This is a genomic window from Citrobacter sp. JUb117, from assembly GCF_024809055.1.
GTDB classification, from domain to species: Bacteria; Pseudomonadota; Gammaproteobacteria; order Enterobacterales; family Enterobacteriaceae; genus Citrobacter; species Citrobacter gillenii.
Genome location: NZ_JANUFB010000014.1, coordinates 19,503 through 37,949 on the forward strand (window position 1 = coordinate 19,503; position 18,447 = coordinate 37,949).

General features: G+C 55.5%; 9 protein-coding genes. 6 read left to right on the forward strand and 3 right to left on the reverse strand.

The window, feature by feature from the left end; all coding sequences use genetic code 11:
* Positions 1-5 precede the first annotated feature (5 nt).
* Positions 6-1,298: an HlyC/CorC family transporter gene (locus M2374_RS21490; RefSeq protein WP_135911576.1), complete on the forward strand. Its 1,293-nt coding sequence runs from the start codon at positions 6-8 to the stop codon at positions 1,296-1,298.
* 49 nt (positions 1,299-1,347) lie between these two features.
* Here M2374_RS21490 and grpE read toward each other — a convergent pair whose 3' ends face one another.
* On the reverse strand, positions 1,348-1,941 hold the full coding sequence (gene grpE, locus M2374_RS21495; protein WP_096756092.1) for a nucleotide exchange factor GrpE: 594 nt from the start codon (positions 1,939-1,941) through the stop codon (positions 1,348-1,350).
* Positions 1,942-2,062: 121 nt separating this feature from the next.
* On the opposite strand from grpE, the gene nadK reads away from it, so the two are divergent.
* The 3 genes from nadK to bamE all read left to right on the forward strand — a co-directional run bounded on the left by nadK (position 2,063) and on the right by bamE (position 5,182).
* Complete coding sequence (gene nadK / locus M2374_RS21500; RefSeq protein ID WP_096756091.1) at positions 2,063-2,941, forward strand: NAD(+) kinase; 879 nt, start codon at positions 2,063-2,065, stop codon at positions 2,939-2,941.
* 85 nt (positions 2,942-3,026) lie between these two features.
* Complete coding sequence (gene recN / locus M2374_RS21505; protein WP_117343869.1) at positions 3,027-4,688, forward strand: DNA repair protein RecN; 1,662 nt, start codon at positions 3,027-3,029, stop codon at positions 4,686-4,688.
* Positions 4,689-4,837: 149 nt separating this feature from the next.
* The gene (gene bamE / locus M2374_RS21510; protein ID WP_115257734.1) at positions 4,838-5,182 is read left to right on the forward strand and encodes an outer membrane protein assembly factor BamE; all 345 of its coding nucleotides are present in this window, start codon (positions 4,838-4,840) and stop codon (positions 5,180-5,182) included.
* Positions 5,183-5,235: 53 nt separating this feature from the next.
* Here bamE and M2374_RS21515 read toward each other — a convergent pair whose 3' ends face one another.
* Together M2374_RS21515 and ratA are read right to left on the reverse strand one after the other, a co-directional pair.
* Positions 5,236-5,514, reverse strand: a complete 279-nt coding sequence (locus tag M2374_RS21515; RefSeq protein WP_217439082.1) for an RnfH family protein — start codon at positions 5,512-5,514, stop codon at positions 5,236-5,238.
* Position 5,515: 1 nt separating this feature from the next.
* On the reverse strand, positions 5,516-5,959 hold the full coding sequence (gene ratA, locus M2374_RS21520) for a type II toxin-antitoxin system toxin RatA (protein ID WP_115257733.1): 444 nt from the start codon (positions 5,957-5,959) through the stop codon (positions 5,516-5,518).
* A gap of 154 nt (positions 5,960-6,113) precedes the next feature.
* Here ratA and smpB point away from each other — a divergent pair, with 154 nt between their 5' ends.
* Together smpB and M2374_RS21530 are read left to right on the forward strand one after the other, a co-directional pair.
* The gene (gene smpB / locus M2374_RS21525; protein WP_096759347.1) at positions 6,114-6,596 is read left to right on the forward strand and encodes an SsrA-binding protein SmpB; all 483 of its coding nucleotides are present in this window, start codon (positions 6,114-6,116) and stop codon (positions 6,594-6,596) included.
* A 581-nt stretch (positions 6,597-7,177) separates the two neighbouring features.
* Positions 7,178-18,403 (forward strand): BapA/Bap/LapF family large adhesin, encoded by an 11,226-nt coding sequence (locus tag M2374_RS21530; RefSeq protein ID WP_259156129.1) that lies wholly within the window; start codon positions 7,178-7,180, stop codon positions 18,401-18,403.
* Positions 18,404-18,447: the final 44 nt, after the last annotated feature.

Sequence of the window (18,447 nt, forward strand, 5' to 3'; positions counted from 1 at the left end):
CCTACGTGGAACACATCTCCACCACCACGCTCATTGTTACGCTTCTCATCATGGTGGTTATTTCAGCCTATTTTTCCGGTTCCGAAACCGGAATGATGACCCTGAACCGCTACCGCCTGCGCCACCGGGCCAAGCAGGGGAATCGTCAGGCAAAGCGCGTTGAAAAACTCCTGCGCAAACCGGACCGCCTGATAAGCCTGGTGCTTATCGGCAATAACCTGGTCAACATTCTCGCCTCCGCGCTTGGCACCATCGTCGGTATGCGTCTGTATGGCGATGCGGGTGTGGCGATTGCCACCGGGGTGCTGACCTTTGTGGTGCTGGTTTTTGCTGAAGTACTGCCAAAAACCATCGCCGCACTGTATCCCGAAAAAGTCGCCTATCCCAGCAGTTTCTTACTGGCACCACTCCAAATTCTGATGATGCCGCTGGTGTGGTTACTGAACACCATTACCCGTCTGCTGATGCGTATGATGGGCATCAAAACGGATATCGTGATAAGCAGTTCCCTGAGTAAAGACGAACTGCGAACGCTGGTGAATGAATCGCGCTCGCAAATCTCGCGCCGTAATCAGGATATGCTGCTGTCGGTGTTGGATCTGGAAAAAATCAGCGTCGACGACATCATGGTGCCGCGAAACGAAATCATCGGGATTGATATCAACGACGACTGGAAATCAATCGTGCGTCAACTGTCGCACTCCCCGCACGGCCGCATTGTGCTTTACCGCGACTCGCTGGACGATACCATTAGTATGCTGCGCGTACGCGAAGCCTGGCGCCTGATGGCAGAGAAAAAAGAATTCACCAAAGAGACCATGCTGCGCGCCGCTGATGAGATCTATTACGTCCCGGAAGGCACGCCGCTCAGCACCCAGCTAATCAAATTTCAGCGCAACAAAAAGAAAGTTGGCCTGGTGGTTAACGAATATGGCGACGTTCAGGGCCTGGTGACGGTCGAAGATATCCTGGAAGAGATTGTCGGCGACTTCACCACCTCCATGTCACCTACGCTTGCCGAGGAAGTCACCCCGCAAAATGACGGTTCAGTGATAATTGACGGCAGCGCCAACGTGCGCGAAATCAACAAAGCCTTTAACTGGCACCTGCCGGAAGACGATGCACGAACCGTAAACGGGATTATTCTTGAAGCGCTGGAAGAGATCCCGGTGGCCGGTACGCGGGTGCGCATTGGCCAGTACGATATCGATATTCTCGACGTACAGGATAATATGATTAAACAGGTGCAGGTCTTGCCGGTAAAACCGCTGCGGGAGAGCGTGGCGGACCAGGGATGATAATATCGCGGCGGGTAACGCATCTGCATTACCCGCCGCGACAGGCTGATTAGCCCTTGGCTTTCGCCACAGACACCATCGCCGCGCGGATGGTACGTCCGTTCAGGGTATAACCTTTCTGCATCACCATCAGTACGTTACCGGCCGCAACGTCGTCAGACTCAACCATGGCAATCGCCTGATGCACGTTCGGGTCCATCGGCACATCGATATCCGCAACAACCTGCACGCCAAACTTCGCCACCACATCCAGCATCGATTTACGGGTCAGTTCAATACCCTCGATCATCGCCGACATGGCATCGTTGTCTTTGTCCGCTACTTCCAGCGCACGGTCCAGGCTATCGAGCACCGGCAGCAGTTCGTTAACGAATTTTTCCAGCGCGAACTTATGCGCCTTTTCTACGTCCAGTTCGGTACGACGACGCAGGTTTTCCATTTCAGCTTTCATGCGCAACACGCTGTCACGCTCGCGCGTTTCGGCTTCAGTAAGCTGAGCTTCCAGATTCGCAATTTTTTCATCGCGCGGATCCACCTGCTCAGCAGAAGCGTCTGGTTCAACCGCCTCAACTTCTTCGTGCTGATCCATGATAATTTCTTCCGGGGCTTGCCCCTCAGGCGTTTTCTGTTCTTTACTACTCATGAATTTCTCCGCGTTTTTTCGCATTCATCTCGCTAACTTGGCTTATTATGGGGATAAGATTCAGGGATTCAAGGGAAGTACTCACATTGTCACTCATCTTCGCTACAAGGACCTCGAGAAAATGAATAAACATTTCAAGTGTATTGGCATTGTGGGGCATCCACGCCACCCCACTGCACTGACCACACATGAAATGCTTTACCGCTGGCTGTGCACAAAAGGGTATCAGGTTATCGTGGAGCAACAAATCGCCCGCGAACTACAGCTGAAAAATGTGCAAACCGGCACGCTGGCAGAAATTGGTCAGCAGGCGGACCTCGCGGTAGTGGTGGGCGGAGATGGCAACATGCTCGGTGCTGCGCGCACTCTGGCACGCTATGACATTAAGGTCATCGGGATCAACCGTGGCAACCTGGGCTTTCTCACCGACCTTGACCCGGACAATGCCCATCAGCAGTTAGCCGATGTGCTGGAAGGCCACTACATCAGTGAAAAGCGCTTTTTACTTGAAGCCCAGGTGTGCCAGCAAGATTGCCAGAAGCGTATCAGTACCGCGATCAATGAAGTGGTGCTGCACCCGGGTAAAGTCGCGCACATGATTGAATTTGAAGTCTATATTGATGAGGTCTTTGCGTTTTCCCAGCGTTCAGACGGACTGATTATTTCCACGCCCACCGGTTCTACCGCCTACTCGCTCTCTGCCGGCGGCCCAATCCTGACGCCTTCTCTGGATGCCATTACGCTGGTACCAATGTTCCCGCACACGCTCTCAGCGCGACCGCTGGTGATCAACAGTAGCAGCACCATTCGCCTGCGCTTCTCACACCGCCGTAGCGATCTCGAAATTAGCTGCGACAGCCAGATTGCCCTGCCTATACAGGAAGGTGAAGACGTGTTGATTCGCCGCTGTGATTATCATTTAAACCTGATTCACCCTAAAGACTACAGCTATTTCAATACATTAAGCACCAAGCTCGGCTGGTCAAAAAAATTATTTTAATTTACCCCCAGCCTCTTTACTGTATAAAAAACCAGTTTATACTGTATGTAATTACAGTTATGGTTTTTCATACAGGAAAACAGCTATGTTGGCACAACTGACCATCAGCAATTTTGCTATCGTTCGTGAACTTGAGATCGATTTTCAGAGCGGAATGACCGTCATCACCGGTGAGACCGGGGCGGGTAAGTCCATTGCCATTGATGCCCTCGGTTTGTGCCTTGGCGGACGTGCCGATGCCGACATGGTGCGCGCTGGCGCTACGCGTGCCGATCTGTGTGCCCGCTTCTCCCTGAAGGACACGCCAGCGGCGCTGCAATGGCTCGAAGAAAACCAGCTTGAAGAAGGCCGTGAATGCTTGCTACGCCGCGTTATCAGTAGCGATGGGCGTTCCCGTGGCTTTATCAACGGCACCGCGGTACCACTGTCGCAGCTTCGCGAGCTCGGCCAGTTGTTAATTCAAATCCACGGCCAGCACGCGCATCAACTGCTGACGAAATCTGAACACCAAAAATCCCTGCTGGACGGCTATGCCAATGAGGCATCTCTTATTCAGGAAATGGCGACGCGCTATCAACTGTGGCATCAGAGCTGCCGCGACCTGGCACATCATCAGCAGCAAAGCCAGGAACGCGCTGCCCGGGCAGAGCTGTTGCAGTACCAGTTGAAAGAGCTAAACGAATTTAACCCGCAGGCGGGTGAGTTTGAGCAGATCGATGAAGAGTACAAGCGCCTGGCTAACAGCGGGCAGTTGCTCACCACCAGCCAACAGGCGCTGGCTATCATGGCAGATGGCGAAGACGCTAATCTGCAAAGCCAGCTGTACACGGCAAAGCAGTTGGTCAGCGAACTGGCGGGTATGGACAATAAGCTTTCCGGTATTCTGGACATGCTTGAAGAGGCAACCATTCAACTCAGCGAAGCCAGCGACGAGCTGCGCCACTATTGTGACCGGCTGGATCTGGACCCTAACCGGTTATTCGAGCTTGAGCAGCGCATCGCAAAACAAATCTCTCTGGCGCGCAAACACCATGTCGCACCTGAAGCGCTCCCGCAGTTCTATCAGTCCCTGCTGGACGAACAGCAGCAACTTGACGATCAGGCAGATTCACTCGAAACCCTCACTCTGGCGGTGAACACTCATCACAAGCTGGCACTGGAAACAGCAAAGACGCTGCACCACCAACGTCAGCACTATGCTCAGGAGTTAGGGCAGCTCATTACAGAGAGCATGCACGCACTTTCTATGCCGCACGGACTCTTTTGCATTGAGGTGAAGTTTGATGAACACCATCTGAGTGTAGACGGTGCCGATCGCATTGAATTTAAGGTCACCACCAACCCAGGCCAGCCGTTACAGCCTATAGCAAAAGTCGCATCTGGGGGGGAACTGTCGCGTATCGCACTGGCTATTCAGGTGATCACCGCTCGTAAAATGGAAACCCCGGCGCTGATTTTCGATGAGGTTGACGTCGGTATTAGCGGTCCAACAGCCGCGGTCGTCGGCAAACTACTGCGCCAGCTCGGTGAATCCACGCAGGTTATGTGCGTCACGCACCTGCCGCAGGTTGCCGGTTGCGGACATCAACACTTCTACGTCAGCAAAGAAACCGACGGCGCGATGACCGAAACACATATGCAACCACTGGATAAACGCGCGCGCCTGCAGGAGCTCGCTCGCTTACTTGGCGGTAGCGAAGTGACGCGCAATACCCTTGCAAATGCAAAAGAACTGCTGGCAGCATAAACTTTTTTCTCTTGTAACGGTCTGAGTTCAACATAAAATCGCCGTCCGACCCGACAGCAAAAGGTTTTAAAGTGGTGAAAGGTCTATTATCATCGGCATATTACATATGAGCCGCGTACTGCTCGGGCCCGAAAAGGAATCAAATCACTATGCGCTGTAAAACGCTGACTGCTGCTGCAGCAGTACTACTGATGTTGACCGCAGGCTGTTCCACTCTGGAGCGAGTGGTTTACCGTCCTGACATCAACCAGGGAAACTATCTGACCGCTAACGATGTGTCCAAAGTTCGTGTCGGTATGACGCAACAGCAGGTTGCTTATGCTCTGGGTACACCGATGATGTCCGATCCTTTTGGCACCAACACCTGGTTCTATGTGTTCCGTCAGCAACCAGGACACGAAGGCGTAACGCAGCAAACGCTGACGCTGACCTTTAACAGCAATGGCGTGTTGACCAATATTGATAACAAGCCCGCATTGACCGGTAATCAATAAGTAGGTCTTCAGATAGCAAAAAAGGTGCTCGCTGAGCACCTTTTTATTGCCTGCTATTTGTTGGCAGACTTCTCCGCCCGCTTCCTGCGCAACTCTTTTGGATCGGCAATCAATGGCCGGTAAATTTCTACCCGATCACCATCATGCACAGCATCAGCAAGTTTTACCGGGCGGCTGTAGATCCCCACTTTGTTTTTACTGAGGTCGATATCAGGGCGCAATTCCAGTAATCCAGACGCGCGAATGGCCTCTTCAACCGTCGCGCCCTCTTGTAGCGTCACGCGCTGTAGATATTGCTTTTCGGGTAGCGCGTACGCGACTTCGACGACCATTTTAGCTGACACTGACACTGTAAACCTCTTTCGCACGCACTGTGAAGGCTTGCACCATGTTCGACGCCAGCTCTTTAAAGATACGGCCAAACGCCAGCTCAATGAGCTTGTTAGTAAACTCAAAATCAAGCTGAAACTCAATACGGCACGCTTCATGACTGAGCGGCGTAAACTTCCACCCGCCAATGAGTTTTTTGAAGGGGCCATCGACCAGATGCATCAGAATGCTCTGGTTATTAGTCAACTGGTTGCGCGTGGTGAACGTTTTGCTGATCCCTGCTTTAGACACATCCACCGCTGCCGTCATCTGTCCAGGAGTCGACTCCAGTACGCGGCTTCCGGTGCAACCCGGTAAAAACTGGGGATAGGATTTCACATCATTCACTAGCTGATACATCTGTTCCGCACTGTAAGGTACTAAAGCGGTCCGGCTAATCTGAGGCATAACAATTTCCATCTATATCAATCGAGCAAATAATACCATTTATCATCCGCTAAAAAAAACGCTATAGCCCAACTCGTGCTAAGATAGCGCCTTGCGCCCCGCTGGATGAAATGGGGTGTTTTTCGATTCCAGATTACCTATACTGAGCGGCATTATGACGAAGAAAAAAGCACACAAACCTGGCTCAGCCACAATCGCGCTTAACAAGCGCGCACGACACGAATACTTTATTGAAGAAGAGTTCGAAGCTGGACTCGCTCTGCAAGGCTGGGAAGTCAAATCCCTGCGTGCGGGTAAAGCCAACATCAGCGACAGCTATGTCATTCTTAAAGACGGTGAAGCTTACCTGTTTGGCGCCAACTTTATCCCGATGGCAGTTGCCTCAACGCACGTGGTCTGCGATCCCACTCGTACCCGTAAACTGCTGTTAAACCAGCGCGAGCTCGATTCGCTGTATGGCCGAATGAACCGCGAAGGTTACACCGTCGTGGCACTGTCTCTGTACTGGAAAAACGCCTGGTGCAAAGTGAAAATTGGCGTCGCTAAAGGTAAGAAACAGCACGATAAACGTTCCGATGTGAAAGAGCGTGAGTGGCAGGTGGATAAAGCACGTATTATGAAAAATGCTGGCAGATAACACCTTTGTTTTGTGACCAGTCTCTCATTATGGGACTGGTCCTTATTATTTAGTTATTGAATCCCCCTCAATATATTCATCACACTTATAGTTTAATACTGCTGAATCGTTCAAATATCAAGTAAATCACCGTGTTATTTCATGATGTCTGTAGTCCAATAAAAATAAAACTTCAAGAATTTCCTTCATCTATTTCACTTCATTTTAATAACATTATTATTACTGATGTTTATTATAAATCCATGCTGCACGCTAAAAACAAATCACTTAAAATACAATAACATAATAAAACACATATATTTTGTGTGGCGTTTTACACTAACCCACCTGAAATATCGCCGTATATTTTTAACAGGCAGAAGTTGCGGAATACTTTCTTTCTGACTATATCATCTAATACGAAAGAACTATTCAACGCCGAGGCCAATTTTTATTTACTAACCAAACAGACATCTCTGTGACCTAATCAATGAAACTACATGTGTAAATTCATCTTCACGATGAACGGGGCACCTGTCTGCTCATTTTCCCAGAACGCTGTTGCGGATTAATTCCCCCGGCAAGCCATCAGGAGTGAACATATGCGTCATCTCGCCGTTGTATCAAAATTGACTGGTGTATCTACGAATGTTGAAGCCTCTGAAGTGACGCTCAGTACACCGTCCATCGTGAAATTATCCGTTTCGCGTGAAGACATCAGCCAACTGACCCGTATTAACCAGGATCTGGTGGTCACACTCCGCTCAGGTGACGTAATTACGATTAAAAACTTCTATGTCGCAAACGGCAGTGATAAAAGCCAACTCGTTCTCGAAGACAGCAACGGTGCACTGTGGTGGGTTCAGGATACTGATGGCGCATTCCACTTCCAGCATCTGGACGATCTCACACCGCTGATGGCGGCTGAAGGCAGTCATGACGGTGGCGCAGTCTGGCCGTGGGTTCTAGGCGGCGTGGCGGCGGCGGGCGGAATTGCCCTCGCGGCGGGTGGTGGTGGTGGCGGTGGCGGTGGCGGTGGCGGTGGCGGTGGCGGTGGTGATAATCCCGGGAACGGGAATGGAAACGGGAATAATCCGGGAAACGGCAACGGTAATAACCCCGGCGGTGGAAATGGCGATGGCGACGGTGGAACCCCACCAACAACGCCAGCGCTCCCCGGCGTTCCCGTCATCACCAGCGTAGTCGATAACCAGGAGCTGATTACTGGCATTGTCAATCAACAGGAGTCCACCAACGACAATACCCCTACGCTTCAAGGGACGGGAACGGCTAATACCACGTTGCATATTTTCGATAATGGCAAAGAGATTGGCCAGATCACCATCGATGCCAGTGGTAACTGGTCATTTACACCATCTCCCCCTCTCGCGGATGGTACCCACCAGTTTACAGTCAGCGCGTCGAACAGCGCGGGCAGCAGTGGCATGTCAAACAGTTGGGTTATTATCATTGATACCCTCGCCCCTGATGCGCCTGCTCTCTCTCAGGAACTCGATGATGTCGGATCCATTCAAGGTTTTATCGCCAGTAACGCCGTGATCGACGATGACACGCCGACGCTCTCTGGTATCGGTGTTGCCGGCAATTTCATCAGCGTCTACGACAACGGTATCCTGATTGGCATGACGCAGGTTGATGAGAATGGTAACTGGACATTCACACCGGATACGCCGTTGAGCGAAGGCGTTCACAATCTGACGCTGACGCAAACCGACCCTGCAGGTAACGTCAGTGCAAAAACCACCGTGCCCAGCTTCACTGTCGATATCACCCCGCCTCCGGCGGCAGCGATTACCAACGTCAACCCGGAAGGGACAACGGTCACCGGCAGCGCAGAGCCAGGCAGCACGGTCAGTATTATCGGCAGTAATAATCTGCTGCTGGGTTCGGCCGTTGTAGGCCAGGACGGCACTTTCAGCATCGCGATTTCACCGTCGCAGACCCACGGTGAATCACTTACCGCAAAAATTCATGACGAAGCCGGCAACGTCGGGCCAGACACCCCATTCAACGCTCAGAACTCAGGCTATCCTGGCGTACCGGTTATCGTCAGCGTGATGGATGACGTCGCCCCGTCAACCGGGCCGTTGAGCAATCATCAGGCGACTAACGATAACAAGCCCACGCTTTCCGGTACCGCTGACGCCAACAGCACGGTGAATATTTACGACAACGGCGTAGCGGTCGACAGCGTACAGGCTGACAGCAACGGCAACTGGAGCTGGACATCAAGCTCACCGCTGGATGACGGCCCGAACGCCTTTACCGTCACCGCAACCAACCAGTCGGGTACCGGGGGAGTGTCGACCGCATTCAACATTAATATTGATACTCTGCCGCCGTCTGCGCCTGACGATCTCAACGTCTCGGCAGATGGCGCTGTCGTAACCGGGAAAACCGAGCCCGGCAATACCGTGGTGATCACCGACAGTAAAAATATCCCCATTGGCAGCGGCGTCGCCGGGCCGGATGGTTCATTTACCATTACCATCAAACCGCCGCAGACCAATGGCGAAACGCTTACAGCCATCTCGACCGATCCCGCAGGAAACTCAAGTCCGCCAGAAACGGCAGTTGCGCCGGACATCACCGCCCCACAACCGCCCACAAACCTGGTGATTAATGGCGCGGGCAACGAGGTCACCGGCAAGGCCGAGCCTGACAGTACGGTCAATATTCTGGATCCACGCGGCAATATCATTGGCACAACGACAGCCACTGCAGATGGGGACTTCACCGCAGCGCTGGTACCGCCGCAGACGAATGGTGAGATCCTGACGGCAAACGCGACCGATGCAGCAGGTAACAAAGGGGGCAATGCCTCCGTCACCGCGCCGGATACCACGGCACCGGATGCACCGACAGATGTTATCGTCGCTGGAAATGGAGGGTCGGTGAGCGGCCACGCCGAGGCCGGAAGTACCGTCACCGTCAAAGACAGCGATGGTCATATTATTGGCAAGGGCCAGGCGGACAGCGGCGGCAACTTCACCGTGTCAATCGCACCGGCGCAAATCAACAGTGAGACGGTTACCGTCACCGCCACGGACGGCAAAGGCAACGAAAGTCTGCCAACTTCAGCAATAGCACCAGATCTCACTGCACCCGAACAGCCGATTATTATCGCCGTCACAGACGATGTCGAAGATATCCTTGGATCCATCAAGAATGATGGATTGACCAACGACGATAAACCCAAAATTGAGGGCACTGCCGAGGCCGGGTCTAAGATCAACATTTACGACAATGGCGTACTGTTAACCACCGTTACCGCCGATCTCAACGGCAACTGGAACTATACCCCCACCACCGCGCTGGCGCAGGGTGCGCACGTCTTTACGGTGACGGCTACCGATGCCGCCAGTAACACCAGCAGTGCCGCCAGCTGGAAAATCATTGTCGACAGTATCGCCCCCACCGTACCGGCCATTACGCTTATCAACGATGACGTCGGCAGCATCACCGGCAACGTCGCGAACAACGGGGTCACCAATGACAAAACCCCCACGTTCTCAGGGACCGGTGAACCCGGCTCGCTGGTGACACTGTATGATAATGGCCTGCAGATGATGGTTATTCTTATCGACAGAACAGGCACCTGGAGCCATAGCGTGCCAGCCAATGAGGCCCTTAGCGAAGGCACCCACCGTTTTACGCTGACCGCAACGGATGCCGCCGGTAACGTCGTCACCGCCCCCCCTGTCATCATAACGGTCGACACCAAAGCGCCCGATGCCCCCATTATTTCGAGCGCCACGGACGACGTAGGTAGTTTGCAAAGCGACCTGACCAATGGTGGACGTTCAGACGATACCCTGCCGCTGCTGAAAGGCACCGGAGTCGCAGATTCCACGATCACAATTTACGATGGGGCTACCCCCATAGGCACTGCCACAGTGACGCCGGAAGGAAGCTGGAGTTTTCAGGTCACTCAACCGCTGAGTGAGGGTCCACACGCGCTGTCAGCTATTGCGACAGATAAAGCGGGTAACGCCAGCAGTGCCGGTAATTTCACGCTGACGATTGATACCACGCCGCCAACCGCCCCTGTTATCACCTCGGCGGAAGGACTTATTGGCAGTGAGACAAAACTGCTGGCTAACGGCGGGAGCACCAAAAGCGACAACCCCAAGCTGTCAGGCACCGGCGAGCCGGGTGCGACAATTACCGTTTTTGATAATGACGTCCGTCTGGGTACGGCCACCGTGCAGCCAAACGGCACCTGGACCTTTACTCCAACGTTGCTTACAGACGGTCCACACAAATTCACCGCCACAGCGACAGACGTGGCTGGCAACACGGGGATCCCGTCCGCCGGCTTTACGCTGACGGTAGATAACCTGCCGCCCACGAAGCCAGAACCGCCAACCATAACCGATGACGTCAATCCGATAACGGGAATTATCACCAACGGCATCACCAACGATACCACGCCAACCTTCAGCGGTACCGGGAGTGCCGGAGATGTTATCGCCATCTATCTTGACGGCAGAACCGAACCGCTAGGCACGGCGACGGTCGGGGCGGATGGCACCTGGAGCTTTACGCCAACCGACCCGATTAATCCGGACAGCTATCAGGTCACCCTCACCGCCACCGATCCGGCGGGCAACGTCAGCCCGCGTTCGGATGCCGTCACCCTGGGCATCGATACGACGCCGTCCGCGCCGCCGGTTATCACCGCGGTTAATGATGACGTCGGCGACGTCAGAGGCGATCTCGCCGCCGGCGCGGTGACGGATGACACCACGCCGACCATCCGCGGAACCGGCTCCAACGGTGACATCATCACCCTGTACAATGGCAGTACGGTAATTGGCACGGCTACCGTTGCAGGCGGCGTCTGGAGTATCACGCCCAACCCGGCGCTGACCAACGGCAGCTACACGCTGACCGCCATCGCCACCGATGCGGCAGGAAATGCCAGCGACGCCTCAAACAGCGTCTCGTTTACGGTGAACAGCACAGCATTGAAGTTGCCCCAGGTCACGGATATTGAAGATGACGCTGGGGTTATTATCGGTTCGCTAACCAACAACAGCGTCACGGACGATACCACCCCAACGATCAGTGGGACCGGTACACCGGGCAGTACAGTGTTAATTTTCGATGGCAGCAATCCCGTAGCGATTGCCACGGCCACCGTCGCGGCGAACGGCAGTTGGAGTATAGATGTTCCCCTGACACCCAACGTCACTCACACGCTGACTTTCGGTGCCCAGGACGCTGCCGGTAACGTGCTGGCAGCAGGAAACCCCGTGACGTTAATCGTCGATACCTTGCCACCTGCAATGCCAACCGTCAGTGGCGTAGATCCAAACGGGACGCTGGTTAGCGGCACGGCCGAACCGGGCAGCACCGTTATCATTCGCCGCGACAACACGATTCTCGGTCAGGGTATTGCCGACGACGAGGGAAATTATTCCGTTACCCTCTCACCGGCGCAAACAACCGGTCAGGTACTGGACGCTATCGCCCAGGACCCGGCAGGTAATCAGAGCGATCCCACGCCGTTTAACGCCGCGACGTCCAGCATCCCCCACCCGCCGACGCTGGAAATTGTGGACGATGTGGCCCCGGTCATGGGCGTGATTGGCAACGGTAAAACCACCAATGACACCTTACCGCTGCTGCAAGGAACCGCCACTCCGGGGGCTACGGTAAACATTTACCAAAATGGGACCCTACTCGACACAGTGACCGCCGACGCCACCTCCGGCGCATGGAGCTATCAACTGTCCACGCCACTGACAAACGGTACCGCGTATAACTTCACCGTGTCGCAAACGGTAGGTGGTGCAGAGAGCGGTCAATCACCTAATTACACCATCACTATCGATACCGTCGCCCCGCTGGCCCCGACCATCGCCAGCATTATTGACGATGTCACGCCCGGTACGGGCACGTTAGACAAAGGACAACTTACCAACGATTCCCGACCAACCTTTAACGGTACCGGCGAAGCAGGCGCAACCATCACTCTCTACGATGGCAACGGTGTCTATGCCACTACCACCGTCAACAGCAGCGGATTCTGGAGCTATACCCCAACCAATGCCCTGGGCGAAGGCCCGCATGACTTCACTGTGCGCGCGACGGACGCCGCAGGCAACCAGGGCGCTGCCTCCGACAGTTTCCGCATTATTGTCGATACCTTAGTCCCGGACGCGCCGTCCATTGTGACGGTGAAGGACAACGTCGGCACGGACCAGACGCTCACCTCCGGGCAGTCGACCAACGACAACACCCCAACACTGGAAGGCGTGACCGAGGCGAATTCGGTCGTCACTATTCTTGATAAAGGGACGGTAATTGGCACCACCACCAGCGACGCAGACGGCAACTGGAGCTTTACACCAGCCCCAGCTCTCGGTGAAGGCAATCACGCGTTAACCGCTACCGTCACCGATGGCGCGGGCAACATCAGCCCGGCAACGCCGCCGTTCCTGCTGGTTGTCGATACACTGGCGCCAGCCGCGCCAATCATCACCTCGGTGATTGACGACCAACCGGGAAATACCTCACTGACGAACGGGCAACTGACTAACGACGCGCAGCCAACGCTGAACGGCAAAGGGGAAGCCGGAGCGACTATCACGATAAAAGATAAGGGCGTCGAATTAGGTACCGCGCGGGTAGACGAATCCGGTAACTGGACCTTCACACCAGAAAACGCGCTGGGTCAGGGGCAGCATGTCTTCACCGCGACAGCCACAGACCAGGCCGGTAATACGGGTGGGGCATCCTCCGCCTTTACCCTTGAACTGGATTCCGTTGCCCCGCTGGCGCCGGTCATCGGTAACGTACAGGACAACACGGCCCCCACCACCGGGCCAATAGGTAACGGTCAGACGACCAACGAAACCCGTCCAGCGCTGAGTGGAACGGGTGAAATCGGCGCAACGATTACTATCCTGAGCGACGGTTTACCCATTGGCACCACCACCGTCGGTGCAGGCGGCACCTGGAGCTTTACGCCAACAGACGCTCTGAGTAACGGTCCGCATACGCTGACCGCCACCGCCACCGACAGCGCGGGCAATACCAGCCCGGCCTCCAGCGGCTTTACGTTCACGGTTGATACGGTATCACCGAACACGCCGGTTATTACCCAGGTCAGCGATGATGTCGGCCCACTGACCGGAAATCTAAACAACGGCCAGGCGACAAACGATGCACACCCAACCCTTAACGGTACGGCGGAAGCCAATTCAACGGTCAAAATCTATGACAACGGCACGCTTATCGACACGGTTTCTGCAGACGGAAACGGCGTATGGAATTTTACACCGGGGAGTGCGCTGGGTAACGGCAATCACGTGTTGACGGTGACATCCACCGACGCGGCCGGCAACGTCAGCGTGTCGTCTGCCGGGTTTGCCCTGATTGTGGATACCGTCGCCCCGCTGGCACCCACCATTATCCAGGCCTTTGATGACGTACAACCGGGCACCGGCACGCTGTCGAGCGGTGCCTGGACCAACGATACCCGCCCCGTGCTGAGCGGTTCTGCGGAGGCCAACGCCCGGATTGCCATTTACGACAACGGCACGCTGCTGACGACTGTTACCGCAACAATAGACGGTACCTGGGAGTTTCTGTCCACTACGCTGGGTAACGGCCAGCATGTCTTCACCGCCATCGCCACGGATGCGGCCGGAAACGTCGGCCCGGCGTCAAGCGGATTTATTCTCAACGTTGATACCGTTGCGCCATCAACACCGATCCTGACCTCGGTGGTGGATGACATCACTGGCGGCGTGTTTAATGCCGCACTGAGCAACGGGCAACTGACCAATGACGCCCGCCCTACGCTTAACGGTACCGCCGAAGCGGGCAGCACCGTCAATATTTATGACGGCAGCACGCTGCTCGGCACTGCTCTCGTGCAAAGTAACAACAGCTGGTCGTTTACCCCAACGACACCGTTGGGGAATGGTTCGCACACCTTTACCGTCACCGCCACCGACCCCGCGGGCAACACCAGCGGTGCAACGGCGGGCTTTACGATTAACGTGGACACCACCGCCCCCACGCTGCCGTCAATTAGCAGCATTGTTGATGATGTCGGTCCCAATACCGGGTCGATTGGCAACAACCAGCCCACCAATGACGCGCGCCCCACGTTAAACGGCACCACGGAAGCCAATGCCCGGGTTGATATTTATGACAACGGCAACTTTGTCACCAGCGTAACGGCGGATGGCAGCGGCAACTGGAACTACACCCCGTCAACCGCACTGGGTCAGGGCCCCCATTCATTTACTATTACCGCAACGGACAGCGCGGGCAATACCAGCGGCATGTCGGCTGCCGCGTCGATTGTGGTCGATACCGTCGCTCCGGGTATTCCCACCGCTCTGGCGGTCAACGCCAACGGTACTGTGCTGACCGGCGTTGCGGAAGCCAACAGCACGGTGATCGTCACAACAAGCAGCGGCACCGTGCTCGGCACCGCCACGGCCAACGCCGCCGGCAACTTCACCTTTACCCTCAACCCGCCGCAGATCAGCGGACAAACGCTGCAGGTTAGCGCGCAGGATGCCGCCGGGAATACCGGCACGCCAGGCAACGCGCTGGCCCCGTTTACCGGGGTACCACCCGCACCGATTATCGCCAGCGTTTTTGATGACATTGGTACGGTCACCGGCAATGTCGCCGCCGGAAAAACCACCAACGACACCCGTCCGATGCTCAGCGGCACGGCACAGGCTAACGCCGTCGTCAGCCTGTACAACAACGGAACATTGATGGGCACCACAACCGCGGACGGCAACGGACTGTGGAGCTTTACCCCTTCCGGCGCGCTCAGTGAAGGCAACCACGCGTTTACCGCCAGTGCGGCTAACGCCAACGGTTCCGGCGTGTTGTCTGGCGCGTTTAACGTCATTGTCGATACCACGCCACCGCCGCCGCCATCAGTGCTGATCAGCGCCGACGGCGGCACGGTCAGCGGCATCGCCGAAGCAGGCAGTACGGTCACTATCTCCCTGCCCGGCGGCGGCAGCATTACGGCGGTCGCCAACAGCAGCGGGGTCTACAGCGTCACCCTGCCGGTACGCCAGATTGAGGGCCAGTCGTTGTCCGCTACTGCGACCGACGCGGCAGGCAACACCTCAACGCCGACCACTATCCTCGCACCGGTCTTACCGCTGCTGGCTGAAGACAACGTCACTCGTCTGGCGCTACAAACCGACTTCACGGTTACCAACGAGCACAAAAGCGATTATGGCTTCCTGCTGGTCGGTGCGGTGGATAATGTGCTGAAGGTACTGGGAGACAACACTGCACTCGTCAACTTCAACATCCAGACCGGCGGCAGCGGCACCATCACCATCAACGCGGCAGCAACCGGCATTGTGCTGTCGCTGCTGAGTACCATGGAGATTGTTATCCAACGCTTTGACTCCACGCGCAGCGCCTGGGTGACGGTGGTCGATACCGGTCAAGCCGATTTTGCCGACCTGCTGACGCTCAGCGCCTCCGGCGTGACGCTCAACTATGGCGGGCTTACCGGTGGGGACTACCGTGTCGTCAGCTACAACACCAGCCTGCTGGCGACCGGAGCCTTCACCAGTCTGGACGTGGCGGTGGTCAAAACCAGCGCCGGAACGATCACCGGCGGCACCAGCGAATCCGGCAATATCATCACCGATACTGACCCCACCAACGGGCAGGATAACGCCCCATCCGGCACGCGGGTGACGTCGATTACCGATGGCAACGGCAATGTGGTGAACATTCCGCTGGGCGGGGCTAGTGTAGAGGGTAAATACGGCACTCTGCATATTAATCAGGACGGGAGTTATACCTACACTCTTACCGATAAATCCGCCTCGGTATACGGTCGCTCCGAAAGCTTCACCTATACGCTGACGCACGGTAACGACCACTCTTCGGCAAAACTGGTGGTGGCGCTGGGCCAGGGTCCGACGACCAGTACGGTAACGGCAGCAGACGATGTGGCCTCACTGACCTACGGCACCGAGGTCAGCGTGGTCGACCACGGACCATCAAAACAAACCGGCTTTACGCTCGCCAGCGTAGGCCTGGGGAATGTGCTGGACGTCAGTCTGGTCGACGGGTTAACCAACCCCATCAAATTCAACGTTGAAGATGGCGCCACCCGCACGCTGACGATTCAGGCCGACGTTCTCGGCGTAACGCTCGGCGGCTTTGATCTGTACGTCTACCGTTTTAATGACGCTATTCAGCAATACGAGCAGTATCGGGTACAACCCAACTGGGCCACGGCAGTATTAGGTGGAAAATCAAAAGATTACACCATCACGCTGCCGGGCGGTGACTACCTGTTCCTGCTGAACGCCGGCGGCGGTCTGGCACTGTTAACCAGCTACACCCTGAATATTCAGGCCGATCACACCTATGCGGTGGACAGTCTGAGTGCCTCAACCAACGGTAATATTCTGGCCAATGATTCCGCGCCCGCCGGTACGGTTATCACCGACGTAAACGGCGTCGCAGTCAATTTAACAGGCACAACCCGTATTGAGGGACAGTACGGCACACTCACTATCGATGCGAAGGGGAACTACAGCTACACGCTGAAAAGCGGACTGGGCGCGGACAGCATCAATACGCCGGACAGCTTTGTGTATACGGTCAAGGCGCCAAACGGCGATATCGGCAGCGCGTCGCTGAACATCAAGGCGACCCCGCAAGTGCTGGACGCGGTAAACGACACCAGCAGCCAGATGGCGGTGACGACGTTGCAGGATACGTCTCAGCCCTTTAGTGATACCAGCGTGGGATCGGCCAGTTGGACCACTGTGCTGGGGCCCAGCTCGAAAAGTGGTACCGGAACAGTTGAAGTCGCAGCGGGTACAGCGGTGCAAAACGTGGTGCTGCATTTTAACGTGGCATCAGGGCTGACGCTGGGTGGGCTGAACGTGACCTGGGCGCTGTACGACAGCAATGGCGTTAAAGTTGCCGGGGATACCTTCAACGGCGGGCTCCTGATCGGCGGCAATCTTGATATTGCCCTGAACGGACTGGTGCTGCACGCCGGGAACTATCGCCTCGACTATACCGGCAACGCAGGTGCGCTGGGGCTAGGCACCATCACCATCACCCCCAGCGTGAAAGGGACAATAGTCGATCTCGATAACTTCGAAACCGCGGGCGTCAATAGCGTCACCGGCAACATCTATGACGGCGACCATATTGCCAGCGTCCATACCCTGCTGACGGTAAACGGCGCGGGCGGCAGTACCGCCACGCTGGATCCACTGGGCAGCAGCACCGCCAGCGCCACCATCAATGGACTGTACGGCAAACTGACAATGGGCATTGATGGGCATTACACCTATACCCTCAACAGTGATGTCTCACTGGAATCCATCAAGACCAAAGAGACATTCAACTACACCCTTAACGACCAAAAAGGACATACCGATAGCGCCACGTTGACCATCGATATGAATCCACAGGTGATCAGCACCGCGGAGGCCGATCGGGTTATCGGCAGCGCGTACGGCGATACGCTGATTTACCACCTGCTCAGCGCCAATAATGCAACCGGCGGCAACGGAACCGCGGACACCTGGAGCAACTTCTCGCTGGCGCAGGGTGACAAAATCGATATCGGCGACCTGCTGGTGGGCTGGAACGGGCAGAACGCCACGCTCGGCAATTATCTCACCGTGTCCACCAACGGTAACAACACCGTGGTGTCCATCGACCGCGACGGTACGGGCGCCACCTATCAATCAACCAGCCTTGTGACACTGGAGAACGTTCACACCACGCTCGATGAGCTGATCCAACAAAATCATATTGTGACCTGACGTGAGCACCAAAACGCCATAACAACAACCCCGGATGCTATGAC